The organism is Streptococcus mitis, assembly GCF_002005545.1.
Classification (GTDB): domain Bacteria; phylum Bacillota; class Bacilli; order Lactobacillales; family Streptococcaceae; genus Streptococcus; species Streptococcus mitis_I.
This window is the reverse complement of sequence record NZ_LBMT01000001.1, coordinates 119883-144000: the sequence shown is the minus strand read 5'-3', so window position 1 is coordinate 144000 and position 24118 is coordinate 119883. Positions and strand designations below refer to the sequence as shown.

Here is a 24118-nt window from a genome sequence, read left to right as displayed (position 1 = left end):
TAACCAAAAGTACTCCAAGATTTTTTACTAAAATGAGGATGATAAAATGGACAGAAATCATTGTAAAGGCTATCAAAAAGGAGTATAATGAGTGCAAGACATTTCGGAGGTGAAAGATGCTAGAAGTAAGAAGTCTAGAGAAAAGTTTTGGACCCAAGCAAGTTTTGTTTGGTATTGACTTTCAAGCACGACCAGGTCGTATTTTGGGATTAGTCGGGAAAAACGGTGCTGGAAAAACAACAATTTTCCACAGTATTTTGAAGTTTTTAGAATATCAAGGAGAAATTAGTCTTGATAATCAGGATATTCGTCAGGAAACCTACGCTCGGATTGGCTATCTGCCTGAAGAACGCAGTCTTATGCCTAAATTGACAGTCCTTGAACAAGTGCGTTACTTGGCGACTCTAAAAGGCATGGATGCCAAGGAGGTCAAGGAAAAACTCCCTCAATGGATGAAGAGGTTGGAAGTGAAAGGGAAGCTGACAGATAAAATCAAGAGTCTGTCAAAAGGAAATCAGCAGAAGATTCAGCTCATCATTACTCTGATTCATGAGCCAGACTTGATTATCTTGGATGAGCCTTTCAGTGGATTGGACCCAGTCAATACAGAATTGCTCAAACAAGTCATTTTTCAAGAAAAAGAACGTGGGGCAACCATTATCTTTTCTGACCATGTCATGACCAACGTCGAGGAGCTTTGTGACGATATTCTCATGATCCGAGATGGCCGTGTGGTCTTGCATGGACCAGTTCAGGATGTCCGCAATCAATACGGGAAAACGCGTCTCTTTGTTTCAAGTGAACGAAGCAAGGAAGAATTGGAAAAACTTCCTCATGTTAAACAGGTGAGCTTGACCAAACAAGGCAGTTGGAAATTGATCTTGGAGGATGAGAGCGCTGGAAGGGAACTTTTCCCAATCTTGACTCAGGGGCAATATATCGCAACCTTTGACCAGCAAGCGCCAACAATCGATGAAATCTTTAAACTAGAATCAGGGGTGGAAGTATGAGAAATATGTGGGTTGTAATCAAGGAAACCTATCTTCGACATGTCAAATCGTGGAGTTTCTTCTTTATGGTAATTTCGCCGTTCCTCTTTTTAGGAATCTCTGTAGGAATTGCCTATCTCCAAGGTTCTTCAATGGCTAAAAATGATAAAGTGGCAGTAGTGACAACAGTGCCATCTGTGGAAGATGGGCTCAAGGGTACCAATGGTATCAACTTTGATTATAAGGATGAAGCCAGTGCCCAAGCTGCTATCAAAGATGAGAAAATCAAGGGTTACCTAACCATTGACCAAGAGGACAGCGTCCTCAAGGCCGTCTATCATGGTGAAACTTCTCTTGAAACAGGCATCAAGCTAGCAGTAACTAATAAGCTCAACGAACTGCAATACCAACTCAATCGCTCGGCGGCTAATTTGTCTCAAGAACAGGAAAAACGCCTGAGTCAAACCGTTGATTTTACTGAGAAGATTGATGAATCTAAGGAAAACAAAAAAATTGTTCAAACCTTTGCGGCCGCAGGGCTTGGTTTATTTCTTTATATGATTTTGATTACCTATGCTAGTGTCACTGCTCAGGAAGTGGCTAGCGAGAAAGGAACCAAAATTATGGAGGTGGTCTTCTCTAGTATCCGAGCTAGTCATTATTTCTACGCTCGCATGCTAGCTCTGCTTCTTGTGATTTTGACCCATATTGGCATTTACGTCGTGGGTGGACTTGCTGCCATTCTTCTCTTTAAAGACCTACCAATCTTGGCACAATCTGGTATTTTAAACCATATAGGAGAGGCTTTCTCGCTCAACACCTTATTGTTTGTCTTGGTTAGCCTCTTTATGTACGTTGTTTTAGCAGCCTTCCTAGGTTCTATGGTTTCTCGTCCTGAGGATTCAGGAAAAGCCTTGTCGCCTTTGATGATTTTGATTATAGGTGGTTTTTTTGGAGTGACAGCTCTAGGTGCAGCTGGTGACAATCTCATCTTGAAGATTGGTTCATACATTCCCTTTATTTCGACTTTCTTCATGCCGTTTAGAGCTATTAATGGTTATGCAAATGGGTTAGAAGCTTGGATTTCGCTTGCTATTACGATTGCTTTTGCAGTAACGGCAACAGTCTTTATTGGGCGTATGTATGCTAGTCTCGTTCTGCAAACAGATGATTTAGGACCTTGGAAAACATTTAAACGTGCCTTATCTTATAAATAGAAGAGCCTCGCGAAAGCGAGGTTTTTTAGAGATAAAAAGAGTGGAATTCAGAAAAATATTTTTCATATCTATTGACTTTTAGGGGTGAAATTTGGTATTATAGTAGGCGGTATTGTTTACCCCATTTGAAAGGCCCCGGAACCTTCCAAATACTTTTCGATGGGAAGGAACACCCATCACCGTAAACAAAAATCGAACTATATATAGGAGAAATCATGAACAAAACAACATTTATGGCTAAACCAGGCCAAGTTGAACGTAAATGGTACGTAGTTGACGCAACTGATGTACCACTTGGACGTCTTTCTGCAGTAGTTGCTAGCGTACTTCGCGGAAAAAACAAACCAACATTTACACCACACACTGATACAGGTGACTTTGTGATTGTTATCAATGCTGAAAAAGTTAAATTGACTGGTAAAAAAGCAACTGATAAAATCTACTACACTCACTCAAACCACCCAGGTGGATTGAAACAAATCTCTGCAGGTGAACTTCGTTCTAAAAATGCAGTACGTTTGATCGAGAAATCAGTTAAAGGTATGCTTCCACACAATACTCTTGGACGCGCTCAAGGTATGAAGTTGAAAGTATTTGTTGGAGCTGAGCACACTCACGCTGCACAACAACCAGAAGTTCTTGACATTTCAGGACTTATCTAAGGAAAGGAACAATAAAGTATGTCACAAGCACAATATGCAGGTACTGGACGTCGTAAAAACGCTGTTGCACGCGTTCGCCTTGTTCCAGGAACTGGTAAAATCACTGTTAACAAAAAAGATGTTGAAGAGTACATCCCACACGCTGACCTTCGTCTTGTAATCAACCAACCATTCGCAGTTACTTCAACTGCAGGTTCATACGACGTTTTCGTTAACGTTGTAGGTGGTGGATACGCTGGTCAATCAGGAGCTATCCGTCACGGTATTGCTCGTGCCCTTCTTCAAGTAGACCCAGACTTCCGCGATTCATTGAAACGCGCAGGACTTCTTACACGTGACTCACGTAAAGTTGAACGTAAGAAACCAGGTCTTAAGAAAGCTCGTAAAGCATCACAATTCTCAAAACGTTAATCAATACGATTATATCAACGTTTCAAAGCACTCAAAAGTTTACCTTATGGGTGCTTTTTTCGTGTTTTTTTGAAAAGTTCACCTCAAAGTTTACCTTATTTTTACCTTATTGTTTTAGAGACTTTAAGGCAAATTCACCGACTGCCATAGGAACTACATTAGAAGTATTGACATAAATCTATGTTGTACCTGTGTCGCTATGTGTTAGAGCTTCAGAAATAGCTTCTAAGCTCATTCCTGCTTGTTTAGCAAGTGTTGCTCCTGTATGTCGCAGTTTATGAGGTGTAGCATGTGTCAGCTCTTTATGTCGCTTTCTAATACTTTTCATTTTGTTGTTTAGATAGTCAGCATGTAAAGGCTTATTGATGTTTCCTTTTGTGTCGATATATGTAAAAATAAATTGTTCTGGATTACTGATGATGCCAAATTTTGCCAGTTCATATTTTTGTTGTTCTTTCCAAGAGGTAAGGAGTTGAAGTAAGTCATTAGAAATAGAGAAAATAGTTTTCTTATTTCCCTTAGTAGATTTCACTTGTCCATATCTATCTAAAGCTTGAATTAGCTGAATCTGTGATTTTGAAAAATCGATATGTTTCCATTGAAGAGCATAGGTTTCAGATTTTCTATCGCCTAAGAAAAAAGTGAGATAAAATAGGACATAATCTTTAAGGGTTATTTTATCATTCTCTAAATCTTCTTGAAATGCTGAGAACCACTCTTGGAGTTGTTCATGAGTTAGATATAAATCTTCCTCTCTCTTTGACTCTGCAAGTTGAATCTTTTTAGTGGCCTTTATTCTTCTTAATATTTTTGCAACCTTATTAGCTTCTATATATTCAAGTTCTTCTGCCCAGTCAAAAATAGAAATCACATAGCTACGTAAAGATTTGAAGTTTGCATATTCATTAGCCTTAGACGTCATTAGATTTAGGATAACCTGCTTGTTTTGATTTAGAAACTGTATCGTATAGTTTCCAAGAAGTGGTAGTATATGTTTTTCAAAACAGGTTTTGGTATTAGCAACTGTTGACCTACTTGGTGGTTTAGAAGTAGATGTAGTTTGTCCTTCTTTATAAGATTCCCACCAGATATTGTTATAGAAGTCTGAGAAAAGAATATCTCCTTTTGCTAGTCCTGTAAATTCATTCTCTTCTATTTGATTTAACTTGGTAAGCAAGTCTATCTCAGCTTGTCTTGCCTCCTTCCTTGTTTTAAATCGCTTATCGTAATAGTTGCTATTAACGATACCAAGTGGCATTCGTGCTTCTATTGGGATATAGATTTTTAAGCGAAAAGTACCGTTCTTTGTCTTACTGATAGGCATGATATTCTCCTTGTGTATCGAACCAGAAAATATCATGACTATTATAAAACAAAAATATAGATATTTCTAGTTTTGTGAGTAAAGCCATGAATTAATGGCTTCTTTATTAAATCGTATAGTCTTGCCTATTTTTATTGTAGGCAGTCCTTTCTTGATCCAACTATCTAGAGTATTGTTTGAGATGCCTAGATAGTGGCAAGCCTGCTGTTTGTTTAAAAATGGGCTTTCAAGGTTACTATGGTGCAGTTTCTTTTCAATTTCTTTTGTGATAAGTTCAGCGAGTAGGTGCTGAATTTGTTGAACTTGTTCGTCTGGTAGAATTACTTGCATAAGTTATTTCTCCCTATTGTGCTATAATTGAAGTATCAGTTGATTTTTAATCATCTGTATTTGCCTCATCAGTATTGCTCGCCAAAGTATCTTCTGATGAGGTTTTTTTGTTGTTTTGGGGATTATAACGTCTAGAATCTAAAAATTTTGTAAAAAAGTAGGTTCGTTCAATTATTAATCCCAGTAGTGAAATATCTTTATTTCTAGCGTAGTGAACTAAGTCTTCGAACTCGGTAAAATCGTTATCGGTGATTACATCGATAACAGTTTCTAGAAATAAATTTGAATTTTGCTCTATCAAGAACTTATCAAGTTCGAATCCGCAACCTGATTCAATATCCTCTATATTGTATAAAGTTTTTTCAGGATTTTCTGCATGTATGAAATAATCATACATACCTTTTGGTGACATGACAACTTCAACGTGGGAAGGTGTATTGAGTTTCTCAGTAAGAAGCTCTGATACTTGGGAATAACTTTTTAGCGATTCAAAAAATAAGACTCCGTGCTTGTGCGATTTTTTAAATTCCCCAGTTTCCCTGTTAATGTCCTTATTATGCCAAGGACTTAGAATAAATGGAATGTGTAACTCTTCGAGAATTTCTAAATAATTTTCTGGGGCACTTTCCTTATAGAATAGGAATGCCCATTTATTTGAACGTTTTTCTTTAGCCATTTTATCGTCTTTCTATGATTATTGATTATTGATTTATTGGGGGTCGTAGTAACCCCAATAAATCTTCTCTTGGGGCTTTGCCCCAAACCCTAGCCTCTCCTGCCCGATGAAACCCCATCGAACCGAAAACGCTTGCCAATTCAGCAAGGGATGGGGTAGTATTTTTTGGCGCTTCACTCTCTGCCGTTGGCATTCGTTGCGCTTAAAAAATCTCCACCCCTCAAGCCCTTGCGAATAGGCATTTTCCTGCTAATGAGGTCGTGCCGACACCTATACCGATGAAACTATTTGTAAGGCCAGTGTCGCATCAAACAAGTGTAGCAGAAAAATCGCTAGCTATATCTTGAAAATAGCTCCTGCATCCGTTGATTTAACCGTTCCTCGTCCCTTACTTGAATCGTACGAAACATCTTAACAGGTTCTCCCTCAAGTTGGAAATAGCCATATCCTCTCGGTTTTACTACAACTTCATCTTTTTCCATATCAGGAAAAAGGAGTTGTCTGTTGTTTGCTGCTAGCAGAAAGCTAGTAGACAAAGATATAACACAGTTAAAGTTATATCGTCCGGGCAAATCTACTAATAAGAACCGCTGACTGGATAAGATTAGCCTATGACCTAGACTTCTGCCCATACTATTCATCATTAGCATTTTAGACAGTATTTCCTTGTGCTTTTTTTTATCAATTTGTTCAAGATAAGCTAGGAATGCCTGCCACTCGTCAAAGATAAGATAAATATTATGAGTTTTTTCTTCCGATTTATTAAGTCTGGCTTGAAAGCGATCATAAACAGTCTCAAACAACTCAAGGCATTCAAAACCTCTAGCAACATGATTGCCGGTCATTGAAAACATATCTTCATCAGCTTTAAAATCCATGAAATATGCTTCAGCAGTTTCGTCATAAAAGGAAATCAATCCTACCAGCCTGCGCAAGAACGTTGACTTTCCTACCCCTGATGGGCCTGCAATAATCCAGGCATGGTATCGGTTTATGTCAATAGAAACAGGAGTGGGTTGACCTCTGTTGTTGACTTCAAAAACGTTTTTAATCATATTAGAAGTCCTCTTCTTGCTTGATTTCAGTCTGTCTTGCCATACGATTGTATGTTGCCTCTTCAATTGTTTTGACATCGAATTTAGCAATCCAACCAGCACCAGCGTTCATCTCTATGTGCATATAGTCAAGAGCAAATTCATTTGTGTATTTAGCCAACACCCCCATAAAATAATCTTCAAGCTCTTCTTGAGAGTTTATGTCAAGATTATTAGCAAGATAAACCCAAATATCTACACCACCAGTGGTAGCAGGATTTATAGTTTTTAACTGTAAATCATGAGATAAGTTTTGATTGAGATGATTGACTACATTTTGTAAGATAGTAGTTTTTCGAGCTTGTAATTGTTCATCAGCTTTCTTCTTCAACAACCAAATAGTGACATTTCGGAACAATGTGGTTATAATCTTAACTTGCTTGCCTGTCAATAAGAGAGATTGTTCCCATAATTTTTCATTTCTCTTAACAACCTCATCTGACACAATGAGAAACTGTCGTTTTAGAAAAATGTATAGAGTATTAAAACCTTGCCATACAAATAATGCAAGAATAAGATAAAAGGATATTTTTATCAACATATATGTTACCTCGTCATATAGTGAGTAGTTATCATCTACATAATGCAGATGATAACTCACTATTTTTAGCACTTATTTTAATGAAATATCAGCAAGCTCAGTGACAAGAGCGAGTCCGATCGGTTGCTTCAACTTGTCAAGAACAAATGACAAGTCATACTTGTTAAGTACGATATCAGAGTTAATCAAACTGTCTAAACTTTCGTTTTGATAGTTCTTCAGCTTGATTTTAAAAGTTGGACAGTAGTCTTCTTGTTCAATGCTTGCGAACTGTTCATAGAGTTCGACATCTACGCATGTAAGAGATGCCCACGCACGTTGATTTTCTTGACCTTCGTTGATGATGCCATTGCTAGTGTCAACGACTTTGATAGTTTCTGGTATGCTAGTAGAAGCTACATGAGCATCTAAGAATGATTTTGCGCTGTTGTAGTTTCCTACGATTAGTTTTTTCTCTTTTGACATATGAATGCCTCCTTTGCTAATCTTCCGTCTGACTAGCAATTTTAACTTTGAATGATAGGACGGTCTATATTTGAATTAGTTAGCTAACTTATGACACTAGTATATATTTTTTTTATTCCATGAGCAATGTGAGGGATTAATATAGTTGGTGTCTCTTTTTTGACACCATTCTTTAAAGAATCTTCTTTATGTAAAATATATAAATTATGATTAATATTTTCAATTAAATTGGCTTTTTATGTATATTGTTTCTAATAAGTGATTTGGATATTAATAATTGAACAACTTATCATTTAAAGTTTTTATCTAACTTTTGATACTATTTTATATTTTTTTTATAACTAAAAAAGGATTCTAATTTTATGGTTAGAATCCTTTTTTTGACACTATTATTGAAAGGTGCTATAATGTTTTTAAAAGGAGGTAAGATATGATTAATTTTGAAGATTTAAAGTTAGAAATACAAGATGAGTTTATTTCTTCTAATATTTCTGAAATATTGTACAGACAAAGAAAAAAAGATAAATTATCACAAGAACGTTTTTTAGAAAAATATTTTGAATACAATATTTATACAAAAACAGCAGGGTCTTTATCGCTCTCGCAGTTAAAAAGATATGAGAAAAATTATCGAGAAAAATCTTCCACTATTAAGCCTCAAAAAAGTAGCGAAATTTTTAACATTATTCGAAGATTTTCTGTTACTAATGATTTATATCAAAGGGAGATATATAACGACTATTTAAAAGAAGATTCATTTATGTTAGTTGAACGTCTAGAAGAGTTAGGTTTATTGGATTGCATTGAAAAAGCAACTAATGGACTAGCGGGGATGAATGAATTTAACATTAAATTTGGAAAAACTTATGATAAATTTGTTTTACTAAATTGGCTATTCAATAATGCTAAGAAATCATTGAATGGTGAAGATATACCTAAATTTATTCACAGTCAGACTAAAACAGAGCATGATATAAAGAGAGAAACTAAAAATTAAATTAAAAAGCCAAGTTCAAAAATACTTGGCTTAATTTATTTGTTTTAATATATCTCGGAGAGCCTTTATAGTAGGTTCTCTTTTTTCTGTCGGTAGATTTCTAATATCTTCAATGAGTTGTGAAAACTCTCCGCTTTGATTTTGATTTTCAATATTAAAAAAAGTATTCATGTCAACTTCAAGTGCTTGTATAATTTTTTCAATGGTTTCAAGCTTAACGTTTAATTGTTTATTTTCTAACCTATATATATAGTTAAAACCCAAATCAGCTTTTTCTGCTAGATATTCTTGCGTCATCCCACTTTTCAGTCTTAGAAGTCTGATTTGTTTTGCAACAAATTCTCTTAAATTTATTTTTTCCGTCATGATAGTACCTCATAACTATCATACAAGTTTATCTCATTAAACAAATCATTATCAAAAGACTGAAATAGTTTCGAAAATAATATTTAAAAGACTGTAAAGTATGGTATAATATTATTTATAAAACAGTCTTTTAAGACATAAAGGAGTTTATACGATGGAATTCAACACACAAGGTCACGGCACTATCAAAAAATTGCGTACTGGCGCAGTCGTTTCTACTTTAGCACTTACAGCTTTTGGGGTATCTACTACGGTATCAGCTAACGAGACTGAGGTAGCCGTTAATGAGCCTGCAACTAGGGTAGTTGCTCAGGACGAGGTAGTCCCTAAAGTTCCTAGTCAAGCTGATGTTGATAAGGCTAAGGCTGAATCTGATAAGGCTAGTCAGGACGTAGCTAAACAAAAAGAAATTGTTTCAACTACTGAAGCAAACATTGCTAATGCTGAAAAGACTATTGCTGACACTACTAAAAAGGTAGAAGAGGCTAAGTCTGTTACACCTGAAAAGGTAGCTGAGGCTAAGGCTGAAGCTGACAAGAAGGCTAACGAGCTTGCTACGGCTGAAAAGACTGTAGCTGATGCTGATAAGTCTGTTTCTGCGACTGCTGAAAAGGTTGCTGACCAGACTAAGTTAGTATCTAATGCTGAGAAAACTGCCACAGCTACGGCTAACAAGGTTGCTGACGCTCAGAAAAAAGTAGATGCTCTTTCATCTACTACTGACACCACCCAACTTGAAAAAGAGGTAGATACGCTTACTACTCAGGTCGCTGAAGACACTCAAGCCGTAGAAACTGCTCAGACTAACCTTGATAATGGTAAAAAAGCTCAATCTAATAAAGACCAAGCTATCAAAGACGCTCAAACTGGGGTATCTAGCGCTGAGTCTAATCTCACTCAAGCTACTACAGCCCTTGCTAGTGCTAAAGCTGACCAATCTAACAAAGACCAAGCTATTGCTACAGCTAAGGCTGACCTAGACCGTGCCAAAGAAGAGCTTGCAGACTCAAAAGCTGGAAACTATACTATTAACTTAGGTTCAGAGTATGTTTCTCTTCTTAAAGAGTACTTTGCTAACCCAAGTCAAGAGCTTTCAGACAAACTTAAAGCTATTGCTTATAAAGAGTATGAGAACTTCGGAAAGATTACTTATTCTAAGGACGGAGACATTTACCGTTACGATTTAACTTACCCTAAAGCGTCTAAGAAAGACCAAAACACTAAGGTAGATATTAACAATCTTGACTACGAAACTCGTAAAGAGTTATCATTATTTGCAGCAGACCTTATTAACCAGATCCGTAAACAGTTTGGTACTGGTGATGTTAAGGTAACAGAAGACTCAATCCGTATTGCAGATGAAGTTGCTCGTAAATCTACTAAAGAGTACGGTCATGACTTCAAAGCATTGGATGAGGTAGGAAAAGCTAATGGTGTACTACTAGGTGAGCTTGCAGGGTTTAGTGATGAAGCTACAGATACTGTTGCAGACCTTAAAAACCGTATTTATGATGACGCATTGTCTATGCTATTCAACGACTCTCACGCTAAATGGGGTCATGCTACAAGCTTGAGTGGGGTACTGCCTAAAAATAACAATGTGGGTTATATGCAATACACAGGTTTAGGTTTCCGTTCTAACAACACCTTTACCTCAGTTATTCAGTACTCTAAGATTTCTGATAATGTTATATCAGAAAATGCAAAATTCGACAAAACCAAAGTCGTAACAGCTCCAAGCACTGCTGACAAAGTTGCTAAACTCCAAGAAAAACTAGACTTGGCTCAATCAACTTATGATAATGCAGTTAAAGCCTCTCAAGAAGCTAAAACAGCCGTCCAATCAGCCCAAACTGCCTACACTAACGCTGAGACAGCACTTGCTAATGCTCGTAAACAGCTCTCTGATTTGGTAGGTAACAAGATTGATGTTCCAGCACTTGAAAAGGCTCTTGCTGACGCTAAAGATAAACTAGCGCAGGACACTAAAGCTTTGCAAACTGCTAAGGAATCGCTTGCTTTAGCTAAGTCAAATGCTACTGACAAAGCTAAGGCGCTTGCTGAAGCTAAAACAGCTCTTGAGACTGCTAAGGCTGAACAATCAGATGCAGACAAGGCTCTTACCTCAGCTAAAGGTGAATTGGAAGTTCTTACTAAAGCTCATGATGTAGCAGTCTTGGCTCGTAAGTCAGCTGGTCAAGACCTTGCTCGTAAACGTGAAGCATCTAAAGAGGCTACTGACACTCATACAGTACTTGAACTTGCTCTTACACACCGTGATGAAGTCCTTAAGGCTTTGGACAAAGAGCTTACTGATACTAATGCTAAACTCGGTGTACTCCGTGCTGAGTTGGAGACTGCTAAGGACGAGTTGGCTCGTCTCGAGGGTATCGCAGAAGTTGAGGCTCGTGGGTATGAGAACTTCAAGCAACTCAAAGCCGACCATGACGCATACCTTGCTAAACAACAACGCTTGCAAGCTTTGAAAGACAAAGAAGATGCAATCCGTAAAGCAGGTGGGGAGGTTAAACCTGTCCTTGACGCTGACAGTAAAGTAGTTGATATTGTGGATGGGAAGGCTCAAAACAAGACTGTAAACGTGGCTACAGTGGGAACTAAAGACGATAAAACATATCAAGCTCCTGCAAAAACTACAAATGCAAAAGCAGAACTGAAGAAACAACTTCCAAATACAGGAACTAAGGATTCAGGACTTTTAGCATTGCTTGGAGCAAGTGTTGGACTACTAGCTTTAGCAGGAAAACGAAAATATAATAGATAAAAAGAAAGAGAGCGGTGGCTCTCTTTTCTAATGGAAACAAATTAGTATACATGTAAAAATTTTATATAAGGTAAGCTTTTGATATTCTGGTTCGATTTTTGCTTATTTTTTATGAAAGTTTACCTTATTTTAATGAAACTGATTGAAATTAGTTGAAATTTTATTTTTTGAAAACTTATGAAAACGTTGATTTTAAAGCACTTTGAAATTAGATGAAATAAGTGGTGCCCCAACCAGGTCTTAAGAAAGCTCGTAAAGCATCACAATTCTCAAAACGTTAATCAATACGATTATATCAACGTTTCAAAGCACTCAAGAGTTTACCTCATGGGTGCTTTTTTATATTTTTTGAAAAGTTCACCTCAAAATTTACCATATTTTCACCTCATTATTTTAGAGACTTTAAAACAAATTCACCAACTGCCATAGGAACTACATTAGAAGTGTTGATATAAGTCTTTGTTGTTCCTGTGTCACTGTGTGTTAGAGCCTCAGAAATAGCTTCTAAGCTCATTCCTGCTTGTTTAGCAAGCGTTGCTCCTGTATGTCTTAATTTATGAGGGAATGCTGGAGCAAGTTCAGGGTGTCTTTTTCTGACTGATTTCATTCGATAATTCAGATAGTCAGTATGGAGTGGAATATTGATGTTATTGGTTCGATCGTTATATGTGAATACAAATTGTTTCTGTGTTTGTCGCAGTCCAAAAAGTTTCAGTTTTTCTTGTTGTTTGATTTTCCATTTTTCTAGTATTTCTAGTAGTTCAGTTGGAGCTTTAAAAAGAGTTTTTTTGTTTCCTTTAGTTGATTTTACATTACCAAAACGGTCTAAAGCTTGTTCTATAAGTATTTCTTTGATTGAAAAGTTGATGTGTTTCCATTGCAAAGCATAACTTTCTGATTTTCGGTCAGATAAGAAGAAGGTAGTATAAAAGAGAGTGTAGTCTTTTAGGTCAATGATTCCTTCCTTTAAATCAGTGTCAAAAGCTTGTAAGCATAATTTTAGCTCCTTTTTATCGAGAGAAAGATCTTCTTTACGTTTACTCTCTTTAAGGAGAATTTTTTATTTGCTTTAATTCTACTAATTGTTTTTCGGAGTTTATTTGATGGAATATATTCAAGCTCTTCAGCCCAATCGAAAACAGAATTTACATAGCTCCTAATTACCTTGAAATTAGCATAACTATTTGCTTTTGGAGTAAGTAGTGATAGTACAAGTTGTTTATTATTAATCAAATGTTCTATTGAGTAATTACCTAAAATTGGAATGATATGAAGCCTAAATATATTTTCTGTTTGAAATACGATTGCTTTAGTAGGAGGTTTTAATGTAGTGGTAGTTTGACCTGCTTTGTATGGTTCCAGCCAAATATCTTTATAAAAGTCTTTGAATAAGATATTACCTTTATTCTTTGAATTAACAGGGACTCTACCCAATCGAGCATTCTTAATATCAATAGTTAACTTTGTTTCTGCTTCTTTTGCTTCTCTACGAGTTTTAAATCTTTTTCGTATCTTTTTCCTAGACCAAGTTTTCCTTGAACTTCATCAGGTATATAAACTCTTAGTCTAAACGAACCGTTTTTAGTCTTTGAAATTCCCATGATTCTCCTATCTAAGTACTAATTTCAAATCTTGTCATCCATTGATTGATACTTTCTTTACTGAAACGAATAGATTTTCCGATTCTAATATATGGTAGTCCCATTGCAATCCAAATATCTAAAGTGTTATTGGACACACTTAGATAATTACAGGTTTGCTTTTTATTAAGGAATGGACTATCTGCTCCAATACCTTCTTTGAAATACTTTTGAGGAAGAACCCGTAGTTCCCCTCGCCGACCAGCTCGCAGAGATTGATAAAGAGATTGGAGAGGTAGAAACCAGACTCGCACACATGCGTAGCCAGCTAGTAGGCACAACACCAGAAGCCCAAGCAGAATTAACCGCCTATCTTGAAAAATTGAAAGAGATTTAGAGAGTAGGGGAAGAATGAAAACATCTCGTATGAATTGTACGAGGTGTTTTTGCATTTCTCAATATTCCAGAAAAACATTGACAGTATCGAGTATCCTTTTAATGAATGTGATAGAATATCTATTGGAGATTAAAATTATAGTATGTAATTAGCAAGATAGGAGATATATGGCTACTGTTAGGAATAGCAATGAAAAAAAGAAAAATTATGATGAGTTTAACATTGTATTTATTGGACACCCAATTCGTCAGAAACAAGAATTAGTAATTGATAAAGAAAAATACAAGATTAGTTTTGATGGATTTAAAGATGAAAAAAATAATGAAGATCCTTTTATTTGGAATAAAAATTTCTTGTATTCTTTTTGTCATGCCAATCATGCTTTATCGCCAGAAATTCGTCAAAGAATTAAAGAAGATGTTTATTTAGTATTTGTTGCTCCAACGAAAGAGAACCCTGAAATAGTTGAAATAGATACAATCATAAAAGCTGAACAAATCTATAAGTGGCCCCCAAAAAATAAACGTTTCGAGGAGAATCTTTGTAGTCAAATTTTTAACGAAAATGTAGTAAAATATCATCTTCCTGACTTGCCAGGTGACGGGACAATTTCTGAACATGATAATGTGAATTTATATACCTGTGTTGGCAAGGCTGATGGCTCATTTTTACCAATGGTAAAAGGTAAAAAGGAAGATGAAGGTAAATTTATTCCGTTTATATTTGATAAAGATCGGTCTAAGGATCTTCTAGATTTGATACAAATAAAAAATAGTAATCGTTATTATGTTGCTAAAAAAACATCTCCAAGAATATTTAATAATGAAACTAAAAAAGAAATTTTTGAAAGTATATCGAAAATAGTAATTGATCTAATTAAAGAGGAGTGTGAAAATAGAAATAAAATAATTGATGATAAGAGATTTCTTAAAGCTAAACAAATTTATAATTTAGACGAAGATTACAGAAATCAAGACCAATCTGAATAGGTCAATAAATAGTGAGATAGTTAACCATATTTTTGGGAGTAACGTTAGTATGCTAGATTTCTTTTGCATAAGATTGAAGTTAGATTCTTACTGGTTCAAATATTTTTTTGTTATCTGACGAAGAAATAGGTAAACTTCATTTCAATAATCTTAGCATCGTTAATCCATTTCTTAATGAGATTACTGTAATAAGTCTGCATTAATGTAGTTTCTGCTATTAAATGATACTATGCCCAAACAATCATCTGGGTAGTTTAAGTTAAAATAAATCGAATTTTATTGCTTTTCAATTGACCATAAGGCAGGAAGCTAGGTAGATTGTCCTTGATCTTATCATCTAGTCTATAGTTTTTTATACTTGGTATTAAATTTAGACTATCTGAAGTTACATCAATTTTTTAAAATCTAAAGATTCATTTAAAGATTCGGTAAATTATACTAGCCAAGTCACAGGTAAGCCATATTCAAAATCGTTCATGATAAATAAAGTCGCACTACGAGTGTTTATTAAAATACGTTTTGTACTATAATGAACAATCAACTTCTTTCAGGAAAATATAAATTTTTCGGAAAGTTTTTATTATCCATTAGTTATTTAAGATTTGCAAAGGAAAATCTTTAAAAATAAAGTTAAATGATAACGAATTTTATTTATATGATATAATTATTGTATGAAATATAAGGATTCTGAATACTGTTTGTGATTAAGAGATTTCTATTACTAATGTAAAAAGGAGTATACGATGGAAGGAAATGTATCAGAAGAAAGTCTGTTGGCAAGAAATTTATCTAAGGGAGTAATATTAGATGAGTATGTAATTAAATTTTTTAGAGAAAATGACTTAGGTAGATTCGCTAGCTTAGCTGAGTTTTCAAATGAGGTGGTTAAGGAACTTGAGAATATTTTATTTTTGTTAGATTCAAATGAAACAGATTTGATAGAGGTTGTTCTTAAACTACAGGATGAATTACGATATTTTCAACTTATTGATTTCGTCGATAATTTTGATAATAAAGATCTTCAGAAGTTGTTGGATGAAATTTCATTATGGTTAAAGAAGAAAGAGAAGTTACTGGCAGAGATTGAATTATTAAGTAATAATGAAAAAAAATTGGAGGAACAGTCTTTATCAGTTAAGAATAATGCTGAAAAAAGGAGTAGTATTGAAAATAAAAAAAGAAAAATAAAGATAGATATTAGAAGAATCATTTCGAAAGTATTGGATACTATTACCGAACTTCAAAATGAAAAAATTAAAGATATAGGTATAGATGTTATTGTTAAAATTATTAGAGAAAATGATAAATACAAAGACTTAGAAAACAAAAATCGAGTTTTTCTTTCTCATGCTTTTGTAGATAAATTATATACTTTAGGGCTGTTTTTATATTTTTATGACCAAAATGTTTACTTATACGTAGATTGGATGCATCAACCTAAAAATTCAAAAACTAAAAAACTTAAAGATAATCTAATTCAAGAAATTAAAAAGTCTGATCAATTACTTTTTCTAAGAACTTTAAATAGTGAATTAGCCCTTCAGGGAGGTAAAAGGCAAATACGGGAATGGTGTGCATGGGAAATTGGCACTTTTGACTATAAGACAAATGGGTTAGATGAAAGTCGATTTTATATTGATAGATTTAGACAGAATAAACAATCAAAAAGTAGAAGTCAATTGATTCAAGATTTTCAACCTCTTGTGGGAATTAAAAATGGGAGTCTGTATTAGAAAGAGTAGGATTTATAATGGACAAGGAACTATTTATAAAGGAGTTTTCAAAAGCTATTCATGAAGGGAACGCAGCTATTTTCGCAGGTGCAGGAACATCTGTGAGCGCTGGTTTTGTTAATTGGAAAGAACTAGTACGCCCGTTCTCCGAAGAAATTAAGCTGGATATTGAGAAAGAAACAGACTTAATAGGTGTGACTCAATATTATATCAATGCTAAACGACACAGAGCGAATATTAATCAGGCAATAATCGACAATTTTTTAAGCCAAGAGGCAGAAACAGATGTTATGAATCTGTTAACACGTCTTCCTATTTCAACTTATTGGACAACTAATTATGATACAGTAATTGAAAAAGGTTTGGAGAATAACCATCGTAAGGCTGATGTAAAGAGGAAGGAGACCAATTTAGCATACAGTGTTCCTAATAGAGATGCGGTGGTTTATAAAATGCATGGAGATGTAATGTTACCTGAAGAAGCTGTCATTTCAAAGGATGATTATGCAAGATACAGTAATGATCACTCATTATTTATAACAGCTTTGCATGGTGATTTGGTTTCTAAAACCTTTTTATTTGTTGGGTTTAGTTTTGAAGATCCTAATTTAGATTCTATCTTAGGGAAATTACATGTTTTACTAAAAGAAAATACAAGAGAACATTTTTGTATTCAAAAGAAAGTTTTAAAGTCTGATTTTAATGCTCCAGGAAAAACTGAAGAGGTTATTAATGATGAGTTTACTTATGCTTTAATCAAACAAGATTTAAAAATCAATGACTTGAAACGTTATGGTATAGAGACAGTTTTAGTTGATGAGTACTCTGAAATACCCCAATTAATACTAAAAATTGAGGAGGAGTACTTGAAAAAAACAATATTTATTTCAGGTAGTATTTCAGGATATAATACAACTTGGAGTGAAGAAAATGTAAATAAATATTGTTATAATTTATCTAATTTTCTTATTTCAGAAAACTATAAGATTATATCAGGATTTGGTTTTGGTATAGGGAGTAGCATTATTAATGGAGCTCTTGATAAAATTTATGAAAGCAAATATAGACATGTAAATGAGTATCTTGGTTTGTTCCCTTTTCCACAATATGAGATTGGGGGAAAAAATTTAGCTGAACGTTGGACGGAGAATCGTAAAGAAATGATTAGTTCGGCCGGAGTATGCATATTTATATTTGGTAATAAAGCAGATTCTAATGGAAACATAGTAGATGCAACTGGCATGTTGGAAGAATTTGAAATAGCTAAAAAAACAGGAAAAATAATAATTCCAATAGCATCTACAGGATTTACTGCAAAAAGAATTTTTAAAGAGATGAAAGAATCGAAAAAATTTAGATATCTAGATAATTATTGGGATATATTAGAGTCTGAAGCTGATTCAAAAAAAGTTTTTTCTGCAATTAATAGTATTATTAAAGGAACACGATAATGGCAACAAAAGTATTTATTTCATTTCGTTTTAATGATGGAAAAGAGATTAAAGATGAACTAGTTGAGTTATTTGATGAATCTACTGAGGTAATTAATAGATCAGAAGATGTTGATAGAAGTCAAATGAGTGATGAATCTATTCAGGATTATTTGTATGAGAAACTAAAAGACACATCAGTTACAATAGTGTTGCTGACACCCAAAGCCGTTGATTATAACAAAAATTTCTGGGGGGAATATGATGACTGGCTTTATGATGAACTAAGATATTCTTTGGAAGATAGAACTAACAATAGAACGAATGGTGTAGTTGCTGTGTATACTGATGATGCTAGAGACATGATACTAGAAAGCAGTTCACACTATTGTTCTTATTGTCAACAAACTAAATCATGTAGAACTTTAAAATATTTTGACAATTTAGCTCGTAAGAATATGCTAAATATTAAATCTAACTTTAAGAAAGATCCATGTAATAACCTTTATAGTGATGAGTATGATTCGTATATTTCTTTGGTGAGTTTAGAGAATTTTAAAGGAAATTATAAAAAATATATTGATAATGCAAAAGAGAAAAGGAATCGACTAGATGAGTTTGAAATAAAGAAGAGAATGGATTGATGAATGAAGTAGAAAGTATTTGAGAGACCTTAGCAGAATTTAGATATATATTTTTGAATTCTACTTCTTAATGTTATGCTCGGGATAGATTCTAAAGTATAATCTATTTTCATAGTTAGAATGTATTTTATATGACTATAATAAAATTGTGTGGAAGGTATAAATATGACCGATAATGTGATATTTGTGTTGGATACTAATGTAATATCCGATATTTTTGAATCGTCTCCTAACTATTATAATTTTATCATTCAATGTCTAGAGATGGAGAGAGATCGTATTTATTTAACTGATACGATACATCATGAGTTATCTCCTATTAAAGATAAACCTTACAAACTACCATCGGTTCAGAAATATAAGGAAGAATTTTTGGATTTATTGAATAAAAATAAAGAGAAAGAATATCTATTTGTTAGACGACTGAGACAATTTGAAAATCATTTTTCTGATGAAACTATTTTAGATGATATTGTTTCCATACTTGATAATGGAAAAGCTCAAATTGAAAAACTATTGGATGATATTGATTTTTCAATTTTATTTGAACCATCATTATCAAAAATTGATGAAGATTATATAAAGAACTTCATTAGAAATTTGGAACAGCAAAGTAGAATCGGAAATCCTTTATCAAGAGGAACTCTTGATAAAGTTTCTTATGATGCTGATAAAAAATTGAATCCTGATAAAAATAAAAAAGGGATAGCAAAGTTTAATGATTATTTTATAATAGAGGAGCTAAAGAATCTATCTAAAAAAGAATCAAAAAATATTATTTTTGTAACTTCAGATGTTAAGGGAAATTTTCAAGAGGAAATGGTAAAAGAGTTGTTTAGAGAAGAAACATCTCGAGAGTTGATTATTAAATCGAGTAATGAATTTTATACCTCTATTGCAGAAGAACATAATATATCTCAAGAAAACATAATTGAAGTATTTATTGCCAATGATAAGTTCGATTTTTTAGAAGAATTGGATAGAAATAGTCAGCTAGACAGATTTGTTGAAAATTATTTATTAAATGATATTGAAGGAGAAGATGAAGAGTTAGAAAATTATGATTTATCTTTGCAAGATATTAAAGTTGCTTTTTATGATGAAAACTCAGTAACTTATCTAGTGACTGCAAACTTGGAATCAGAAAAAATATTTTATGATTATTGGGGAAGGGATGATGATACAAAAGAAATTATTACCTCTCCAGCTAATTATAAAACGTATACTGGTAAAATTAATATTTTCGTGACTCGCAATTTTGAAGTAATAGGAAAAGTTCTTAAAACAAAATCATTTAATTTGGAACATATAGATACCAGCGAACTTGAAATTGAAATTAATACCTGGGAAGAGTTTTAGTATAAAATTAAATATGAATCAGATGGAATCTTTCAATGTTAATACACATTTAACTTATTTCCCAGAGATATTTTTAAAAATTAAATAAATTATTACGTAATATCAATTGTTTTGGGATATGGATCTGCTTATTTCATATTTGCTCATCATTTATCTTAATTGATAATCATTTGAGATATGATATTTGGTGATAATGTGTATCATTGAATATATAGCCTATTTCTTAGATGGAAAATCCTCTTTTTAAAAAAATAATAAAATTTTTTGAAATATATAATAGTAAAATAATAGAGCGAATTCCAAATACGCTAAAATGATCTCTGTCAATGCAGGGATAATAAGAGTGGCATTAGAACAAAAATCTGGAGAGAATAGCTTTCAATATACTTCCTCCCTATCCAAATTTGGATAGGGCTTTTCATTATGTGACTATTAGTCCGTCTCGCTCCGTTAGGTGCGAGACAAAAAAACCACCCGCTATGCGGGTGCGCGTCGAAGGTTATACCCAAAAAACTCCGAACGCGATACCATAAAGGTGTTCAAGCCAATTGTAAAGCGAAAGGAGAAAAATATGGCACAAAAGGCTCATAGTTTATCGCACACAAAGTGGCACTGTAAGTATCATATTGTGTTCACCCCTAAGTATAGACGAAAAGTCATCTATAATCAATATCGAAGTAGTTTAGGCGAAATATTTCATCGTTTGTGTAGTTATAAAGGAGTTGAAATTATCGAGGGTCACTTAATGCCAGACCATGTACATATGTTAGTAAGTATTCCACCAAGGATAAGTGTTTCGAGTTTCATGGGTTATTTAAAAGGAAAAAGTGCACTCATGATATTTGACAAACACGCCAATCTCAAGTACAAGTATTTCTAGGAGGAAGGTTATTATGTGAGTACGGTGGGACTCAATGAAGCCACGATTAAGAAATATATCCAAGATTAAAGAAATTATCCAGTGGATGATTTCTTCACGAGTATGAAAATTTGAGAACGAGTAAAGCATGATACAGCACTAGATAAATTAAGTGTAAAAGAATATGAGGATCCCTTTAGGGATAGTGGTAAGTAATACTAAAGCCTCTTTGAGAGGCAAGTGACGAGTCAAGAGCAATAAGGCTTGAACAAAGTGAAAGCCAGCGTCTTTAGGCGCTGGCTGGTAATTTGGGCTTATAGCCCTGGGACAAACCACCCGTTTGACGGGTGGTCATGATTGTTCAAAATTCGACTTAGTGTTTCAATGTCAATGCTAGATTTTAAGTGAAATAACTCAGTTTTACTGTATCCACTTTCGTGATTATTTTCTATATTTTTGCAATGGCGCTCAATATGCCATAATGTCTTGCGGATATTGTTTTCTTTAATATTTTTCATAGTTATATCGTAACAAAGAAAAATATAAAGAGGCATTAAAAATTCTCAAATGATTAAAAATAACCTGAACTGCATTTAAAAATTTCAATCAGAACAAAAAAATATTCTGATTTGACAATGTTTAATATTTTTAGTATCATTCAATCAGAACAAAAAAATGTCTCGATTAAAAAAGAAAGAGGTAGAATATGTACACTATTTCAGAATTATTACCACCAGCTGTTGAAGGTCAAAAAGCATTTATTTTGGATCATGGGAAAATAGAAGATGATGGCCAATTGAAATATGCAGATGATGCAACTAGTTATGGATGGAATATTCATCAATATGGAAAATTAAAGGTTGGAGCAGTTGTCTTAAACCGCCACCCTGGTAAAATTACTAAAGATCGTAAATGGGAAATTTATGGGGGAGGTTATGTTGAGAGCATTTCTGAACCAGATGAGAACGGTAATGTTATTGCAGTAATTTCACATGCTTTTAAGATTGAACCTCCGATTAGACAGGGTGATTACTTTATTGAAAATTATCAATGGAAAACACCGAGTAAGAAAAAACGTAAAAAGCCAAATTCATGGTTGCATTTTTGGGATCAATATGGAATGAATGAAATCTCATATGAAGACTTTGTAGCACTAATGGAAGATCGTCCAATTATTTCTATTGATTCTATTGAATCTATCTATCGCACGTCAGTTAATCCTGATTTTACAGCTGCTGAATGCAAAGAATTTGAAAATGTAGAGGATTTTACAGTACTTATTGATGAAGATGGACCTAGACGTTCAACCAAACCTAAGAAACATAAATTTACTGGGCGTAAAATTGATTGGGAACTTGAAAATAAATTAAAACAGAGGACTGGTGTCGCAGGTGAAGAAATCGTCTTTGATTTACTATGTAAGGAAGCCGAGGAGAAGGGGTTGAAACTACCTGAACATGTATCAAAAACAAAAGGTGATGGTCTTGGTTATGACATTTGTTTTTGGGATGAAAATGGAGAAGAAGTCCATATTGAAGTGAAAGCATCAAAACTAAAGTTTTCGGATGGTTTTGAACTGAGTTCTAATGAATTAGAGGCATCTCGCGCTGGATTTCCATATAAAATATATTTTGTTTATGACTTAAATATTGAATCAAAACAGTGCAAAATTAAAATTTATGATGGACCTATTACGGAAAATTCATTTAAGCTAGTTCCTAGTTCTTATAAAGTTTATCTAAATTATTGATGTTCTATACTATGTATAATTGGGCTAGTAATTTAATTTTTAGGGATAATTGCAATGTGGATCGTAATTTTAGAAATTAAGTAAGGATGATATTTTAAAATGGAGAAATTAAAGACTATATATCAGTGTGAAGGTTTTGGTGATTATTATAAAAGTGTGTTAAATGGTGGCAAATACGTTGATCCCGACTGTATAGATGATATCAATACACCTTATTATAATTTTTTAACAGAATTTCTAAAAAAGAGAGAGAGTGAAAGTTGTTATGAAAATAAATTCTCTTTTGTTCCTCCTAAAAATGCTAAACTAACCACTGATGATGAGAAAAACTTAAAAGACAATGACGAGTATAAAATTGTTGTGAAACAAGATGATGAGGAGTTATTCAGACTAACTTCAGATCAATTTGGTTTCTCCGGGAATGAAGGTATTTATCAGCAAACTTATGGGCATCTCAAGTATCCCTTAGCTAGAATTAATTATTTATCTAAGAGTGAATCTAACGAATCTAAAGTTGAGAGAAAGCAAGTTTTAAACATTTTAATTGATTATGTTCAAAATACCAGAACACTTGGTGGATCTTTTATTTGGCCTGTACCGAAGAAAAGTGAAGGATATCGGAATAGTAAATATAATTTAAATCGTGGGGTAGGTTCTTATATAGAAGATAGAGTGGATTTAACACTATTAGAAATAAAACATGCTTTAGATGGAGAATATAACAAAGAACAATATAAGGATGATATCTTATTTACTCTTTATCAAAATAACACAGACGGGATACGAACTTGGCTTGAACATTTTGAGACATTTGAGAAATTTATTGAGTATTTTATGTTTGATAATTTTGTTGAAAACGGTATGCCTATTAATATCTTGACTGGTAAAGCTATTTGTGAAGAAGAGGTGGAAAAATACAAAAATAGGACAAGCCAGATCAAGAAACTCAATCTAAACGAATTGTTAAATATGATTGAGAGATTAGAAAACATGATAATAAAAAGGACATGTTTAATGGAAGAATACATACAGGATTATAAAGAAGAGAGAAGTAGTAGGGATTGATTTCACTTGCTTATTATAGGAAATAAAAAGTATTAAGAAATTACCCTGTTGCAACCAAATTTTTTCAAATTTTCTTAAGAGTCTGGGACAAAAGTCTAACCTTAAATATAAAAAGCGAACCAAACGAGTTATCTGACAATCAGAATTCTGTATTGTTCGATTTTTTACCTAATCTATCGATTTTTAAAATTTATAATAAAGAATTCCTAAAATCAAAATCTTTTTGTCCCAGACTCTAAATATTGATATCAAGTTATTTTCAAACACTTTAATGTAAAATTATATTAAACAATGCTTGAAAAAAGCTCGTAAAGCATCACAATTTAGTAAACGTTAATTTGAAAGAATTACTGTACTTACAAATGCGGCTGCAACCGGACAAGACCAGTTGCCTCAAAACGTTAATCAATACGATACTATCAATGTTTCAAAGCACTCAAGAGTCATCTCTTGGGTGT

21 protein-coding genes and 3 pseudogenes are annotated in these 24118 nt (G+C 33.6%); 14 read left to right on the top strand and 10 right to left on the bottom strand.

Going from position 1 to position 24118, the window contains the following annotated elements:
• Positions 1-116 precede the first annotated feature (116 nt).
• The 4 genes from QS39_RS00685 to rpsI all read left to right on the top strand — a co-directional run bounded on the left by QS39_RS00685 (position 117) and on the right by rpsI (position 3279).
• Positions 117-1010, top strand: coding sequence for an ABC transporter ATP-binding protein (locus QS39_RS00685; RefSeq protein ID WP_077804336.1), 894 nt, complete (start codon positions 117-119; stop codon positions 1008-1010).
• Positions 1007-2206, top strand: coding sequence for an ABC transporter permease (locus QS39_RS00680; protein ID WP_077804335.1), 1200 nt, complete (start codon positions 1007-1009; stop codon positions 2204-2206). The genes QS39_RS00685 and QS39_RS00680 overlap by 4 nt, the downstream gene beginning before the upstream one ends.
• 215 nt (positions 2207-2421) lie before the next feature.
• The gene (gene rplM, locus QS39_RS00675) at positions 2422-2868 is read left to right on the top strand and encodes a 50S ribosomal protein L13 (protein WP_001044624.1); all 447 of its coding nucleotides are present in this window, start codon (positions 2422-2424) and stop codon (positions 2866-2868) included.
• A gap of 18 nt (positions 2869-2886) precedes the next feature.
• Positions 2887-3279 (top strand): 30S ribosomal protein S9, encoded by a 393-nt coding sequence (rpsI, locus tag QS39_RS00670; protein ID WP_000075964.1) that lies wholly within the window; start codon positions 2887-2889, stop codon positions 3277-3279.
• A gap of 106 nt (positions 3280-3385) precedes the next feature.
• On the opposite strand, the pseudogene QS39_RS10965 reads toward rpsI, so the two are convergent.
• From QS39_RS10965 to QS39_RS00640, 6 genes and pseudogenes are all read right to left on the bottom strand, one after another.
• A pseudogene (locus tag QS39_RS10965) lies at positions 3386-4603 on the bottom strand (site-specific integrase).
• Between the two features lie 66 nt (positions 4604-4669).
• Positions 4670-4933, bottom strand: a complete 264-nt coding sequence (locus QS39_RS00660; protein WP_049524413.1) for a helix-turn-helix domain-containing protein — start codon at positions 4931-4933, stop codon at positions 4670-4672.
• A 46-nt stretch (positions 4934-4979) separates the two neighbouring features.
• Positions 4980-5609: a replication protein gene (locus tag QS39_RS00655; protein WP_077804334.1), complete on the bottom strand. Its 630-nt coding sequence runs from the start codon at positions 5607-5609 to the stop codon at positions 4980-4982.
• A gap of 332 nt (positions 5610-5941) precedes the next feature.
• Positions 5942-6664, bottom strand: a complete 723-nt coding sequence (locus tag QS39_RS00650) for an ATP-binding cassette domain-containing protein (protein WP_049524415.1) — start codon at positions 6662-6664, stop codon at positions 5942-5944.
• A gap of 1 nt (position 6665) precedes the next feature.
• Positions 6666-7148 (bottom strand): hypothetical protein, encoded by a 483-nt coding sequence (locus tag QS39_RS00645; protein ID WP_077805498.1) that lies wholly within the window; start codon positions 7146-7148, stop codon positions 6666-6668.
• A gap of 168 nt (positions 7149-7316) precedes the next feature.
• On the bottom strand, positions 7317-7709 hold the full coding sequence (locus QS39_RS00640) for a hypothetical protein (RefSeq protein WP_077804333.1): 393 nt from the start codon (positions 7707-7709) through the stop codon (positions 7317-7319).
• A gap of 430 nt (positions 7710-8139) precedes the next feature.
• Between QS39_RS00640 and QS39_RS00635 the strand changes: the two genes are divergently transcribed.
• On the top strand, positions 8140-8706 hold the full coding sequence (locus tag QS39_RS00635) for a hypothetical protein (protein WP_077804332.1): 567 nt from the start codon (positions 8140-8142) through the stop codon (positions 8704-8706).
• A 30-nt stretch (positions 8707-8736) separates the two neighbouring features.
• On the opposite strand, the gene QS39_RS00630 is transcribed toward QS39_RS00635, so the two are convergent.
• Positions 8737-9072, bottom strand: coding sequence for a helix-turn-helix domain-containing protein (locus QS39_RS00630; RefSeq protein ID WP_047206714.1), 336 nt, complete (start codon positions 9070-9072; stop codon positions 8737-8739).
• A gap of 154 nt (positions 9073-9226) precedes the next feature.
• Between QS39_RS00630 and QS39_RS00625 the strand changes: the two genes are divergently transcribed.
• Positions 9227-11854: an SEC10/PgrA surface exclusion domain-containing protein gene (locus tag QS39_RS00625; protein WP_077804331.1), complete on the top strand. Its 2628-nt coding sequence runs from the start codon at positions 9227-9229 to the stop codon at positions 11852-11854.
• A gap of 388 nt (positions 11855-12242) precedes the next feature.
• On the opposite strand, the pseudogene QS39_RS10960 reads toward QS39_RS00625, so the two are convergent.
• A pseudogene (locus QS39_RS10960) lies at positions 12243-13455 on the bottom strand (tyrosine-type recombinase/integrase).
• Positions 13456-13466: 11 nt separating this feature from the next.
• Positions 13467-13706: a helix-turn-helix domain-containing protein gene (locus QS39_RS00610; protein ID WP_077805497.1), complete on the bottom strand. Its 240-nt coding sequence runs from the start codon at positions 13704-13706 to the stop codon at positions 13467-13469.
• A 292-nt stretch (positions 13707-13998) separates the two neighbouring features.
• Between QS39_RS00610 and QS39_RS00600 the strand changes: the two genes are divergently transcribed.
• The 6 genes and pseudogenes from QS39_RS00600 to tnpA all read left to right on the top strand — a co-directional run bounded on the left by QS39_RS00600 (position 13999) and on the right by tnpA (position 21061).
• The gene (locus QS39_RS00600; protein ID WP_077804328.1) at positions 13999-14820 is read left to right on the top strand and encodes a hypothetical protein; all 822 of its coding nucleotides are present in this window, start codon (positions 13999-14001) and stop codon (positions 14818-14820) included.
• Positions 14821-15563: 743 nt separating this feature from the next.
• Positions 15564-16553 carry a hypothetical protein gene (locus tag QS39_RS00595; protein WP_077804327.1) on the top strand — a complete coding sequence of 330 codons (990 nt, stop codon included), beginning with the start codon at positions 15564-15566 and terminating at the stop codon, positions 16551-16553.
• A 17-nt stretch (positions 16554-16570) separates the two neighbouring features.
• Positions 16571-18004: an SIR2 family protein gene (locus tag QS39_RS00590; protein WP_077804326.1), complete on the top strand. Its 1434-nt coding sequence runs from the start codon at positions 16571-16573 to the stop codon at positions 18002-18004.
• Positions 18004-18627: a TIR domain-containing protein gene (locus tag QS39_RS00585; RefSeq protein WP_077804325.1), complete on the top strand. Its 624-nt coding sequence runs from the start codon at positions 18004-18006 to the stop codon at positions 18625-18627. The genes QS39_RS00590 and QS39_RS00585 overlap by 1 nt, the downstream gene beginning before the upstream one ends.
• 165 nt (positions 18628-18792) lie before the next feature.
• Entirely contained in the window at positions 18793-19986 is a 1194-nt protein-coding gene (locus QS39_RS00580; RefSeq protein WP_077804324.1) for a PIN-like domain-containing protein, read from the top strand.
• Between the two features lie 571 nt (positions 19987-20557).
• A pseudogene (gene tnpA / locus QS39_RS00575) lies at positions 20558-21061 on the top strand (IS200/IS605 family transposase).
• A 98-nt stretch (positions 21062-21159) separates the two neighbouring features.
• Here tnpA and QS39_RS11140 read toward each other — a convergent pair.
• A complete protein-coding gene (locus tag QS39_RS11140; protein WP_077805496.1) occupies positions 21160-21363 on the bottom strand; it encodes a hypothetical protein in 204 nt (67 codons plus the stop codon).
• Between the two features lie 188 nt (positions 21364-21551).
• On the opposite strand from QS39_RS11140, the gene QS39_RS00560 reads away from it, so the two are divergent.
• Together QS39_RS00560 and QS39_RS00555 are read left to right on the top strand one after the other, a co-directional pair.
• Positions 21552-22595 carry a protein NO VEIN domain-containing protein gene (locus tag QS39_RS00560; protein ID WP_077804323.1) on the top strand — a complete coding sequence of 348 codons (1044 nt, stop codon included), beginning with the start codon at positions 21552-21554 and terminating at the stop codon, positions 22593-22595.
• Positions 22596-22694: 99 nt separating this feature from the next.
• On the top strand, positions 22695-23660 hold the full coding sequence (locus QS39_RS00555; RefSeq protein ID WP_077804322.1) for a DUF6994 family protein: 966 nt from the start codon (positions 22695-22697) through the stop codon (positions 23658-23660).
• The last annotated feature ends 458 nt before the right edge of the window (positions 23661-24118 follow it).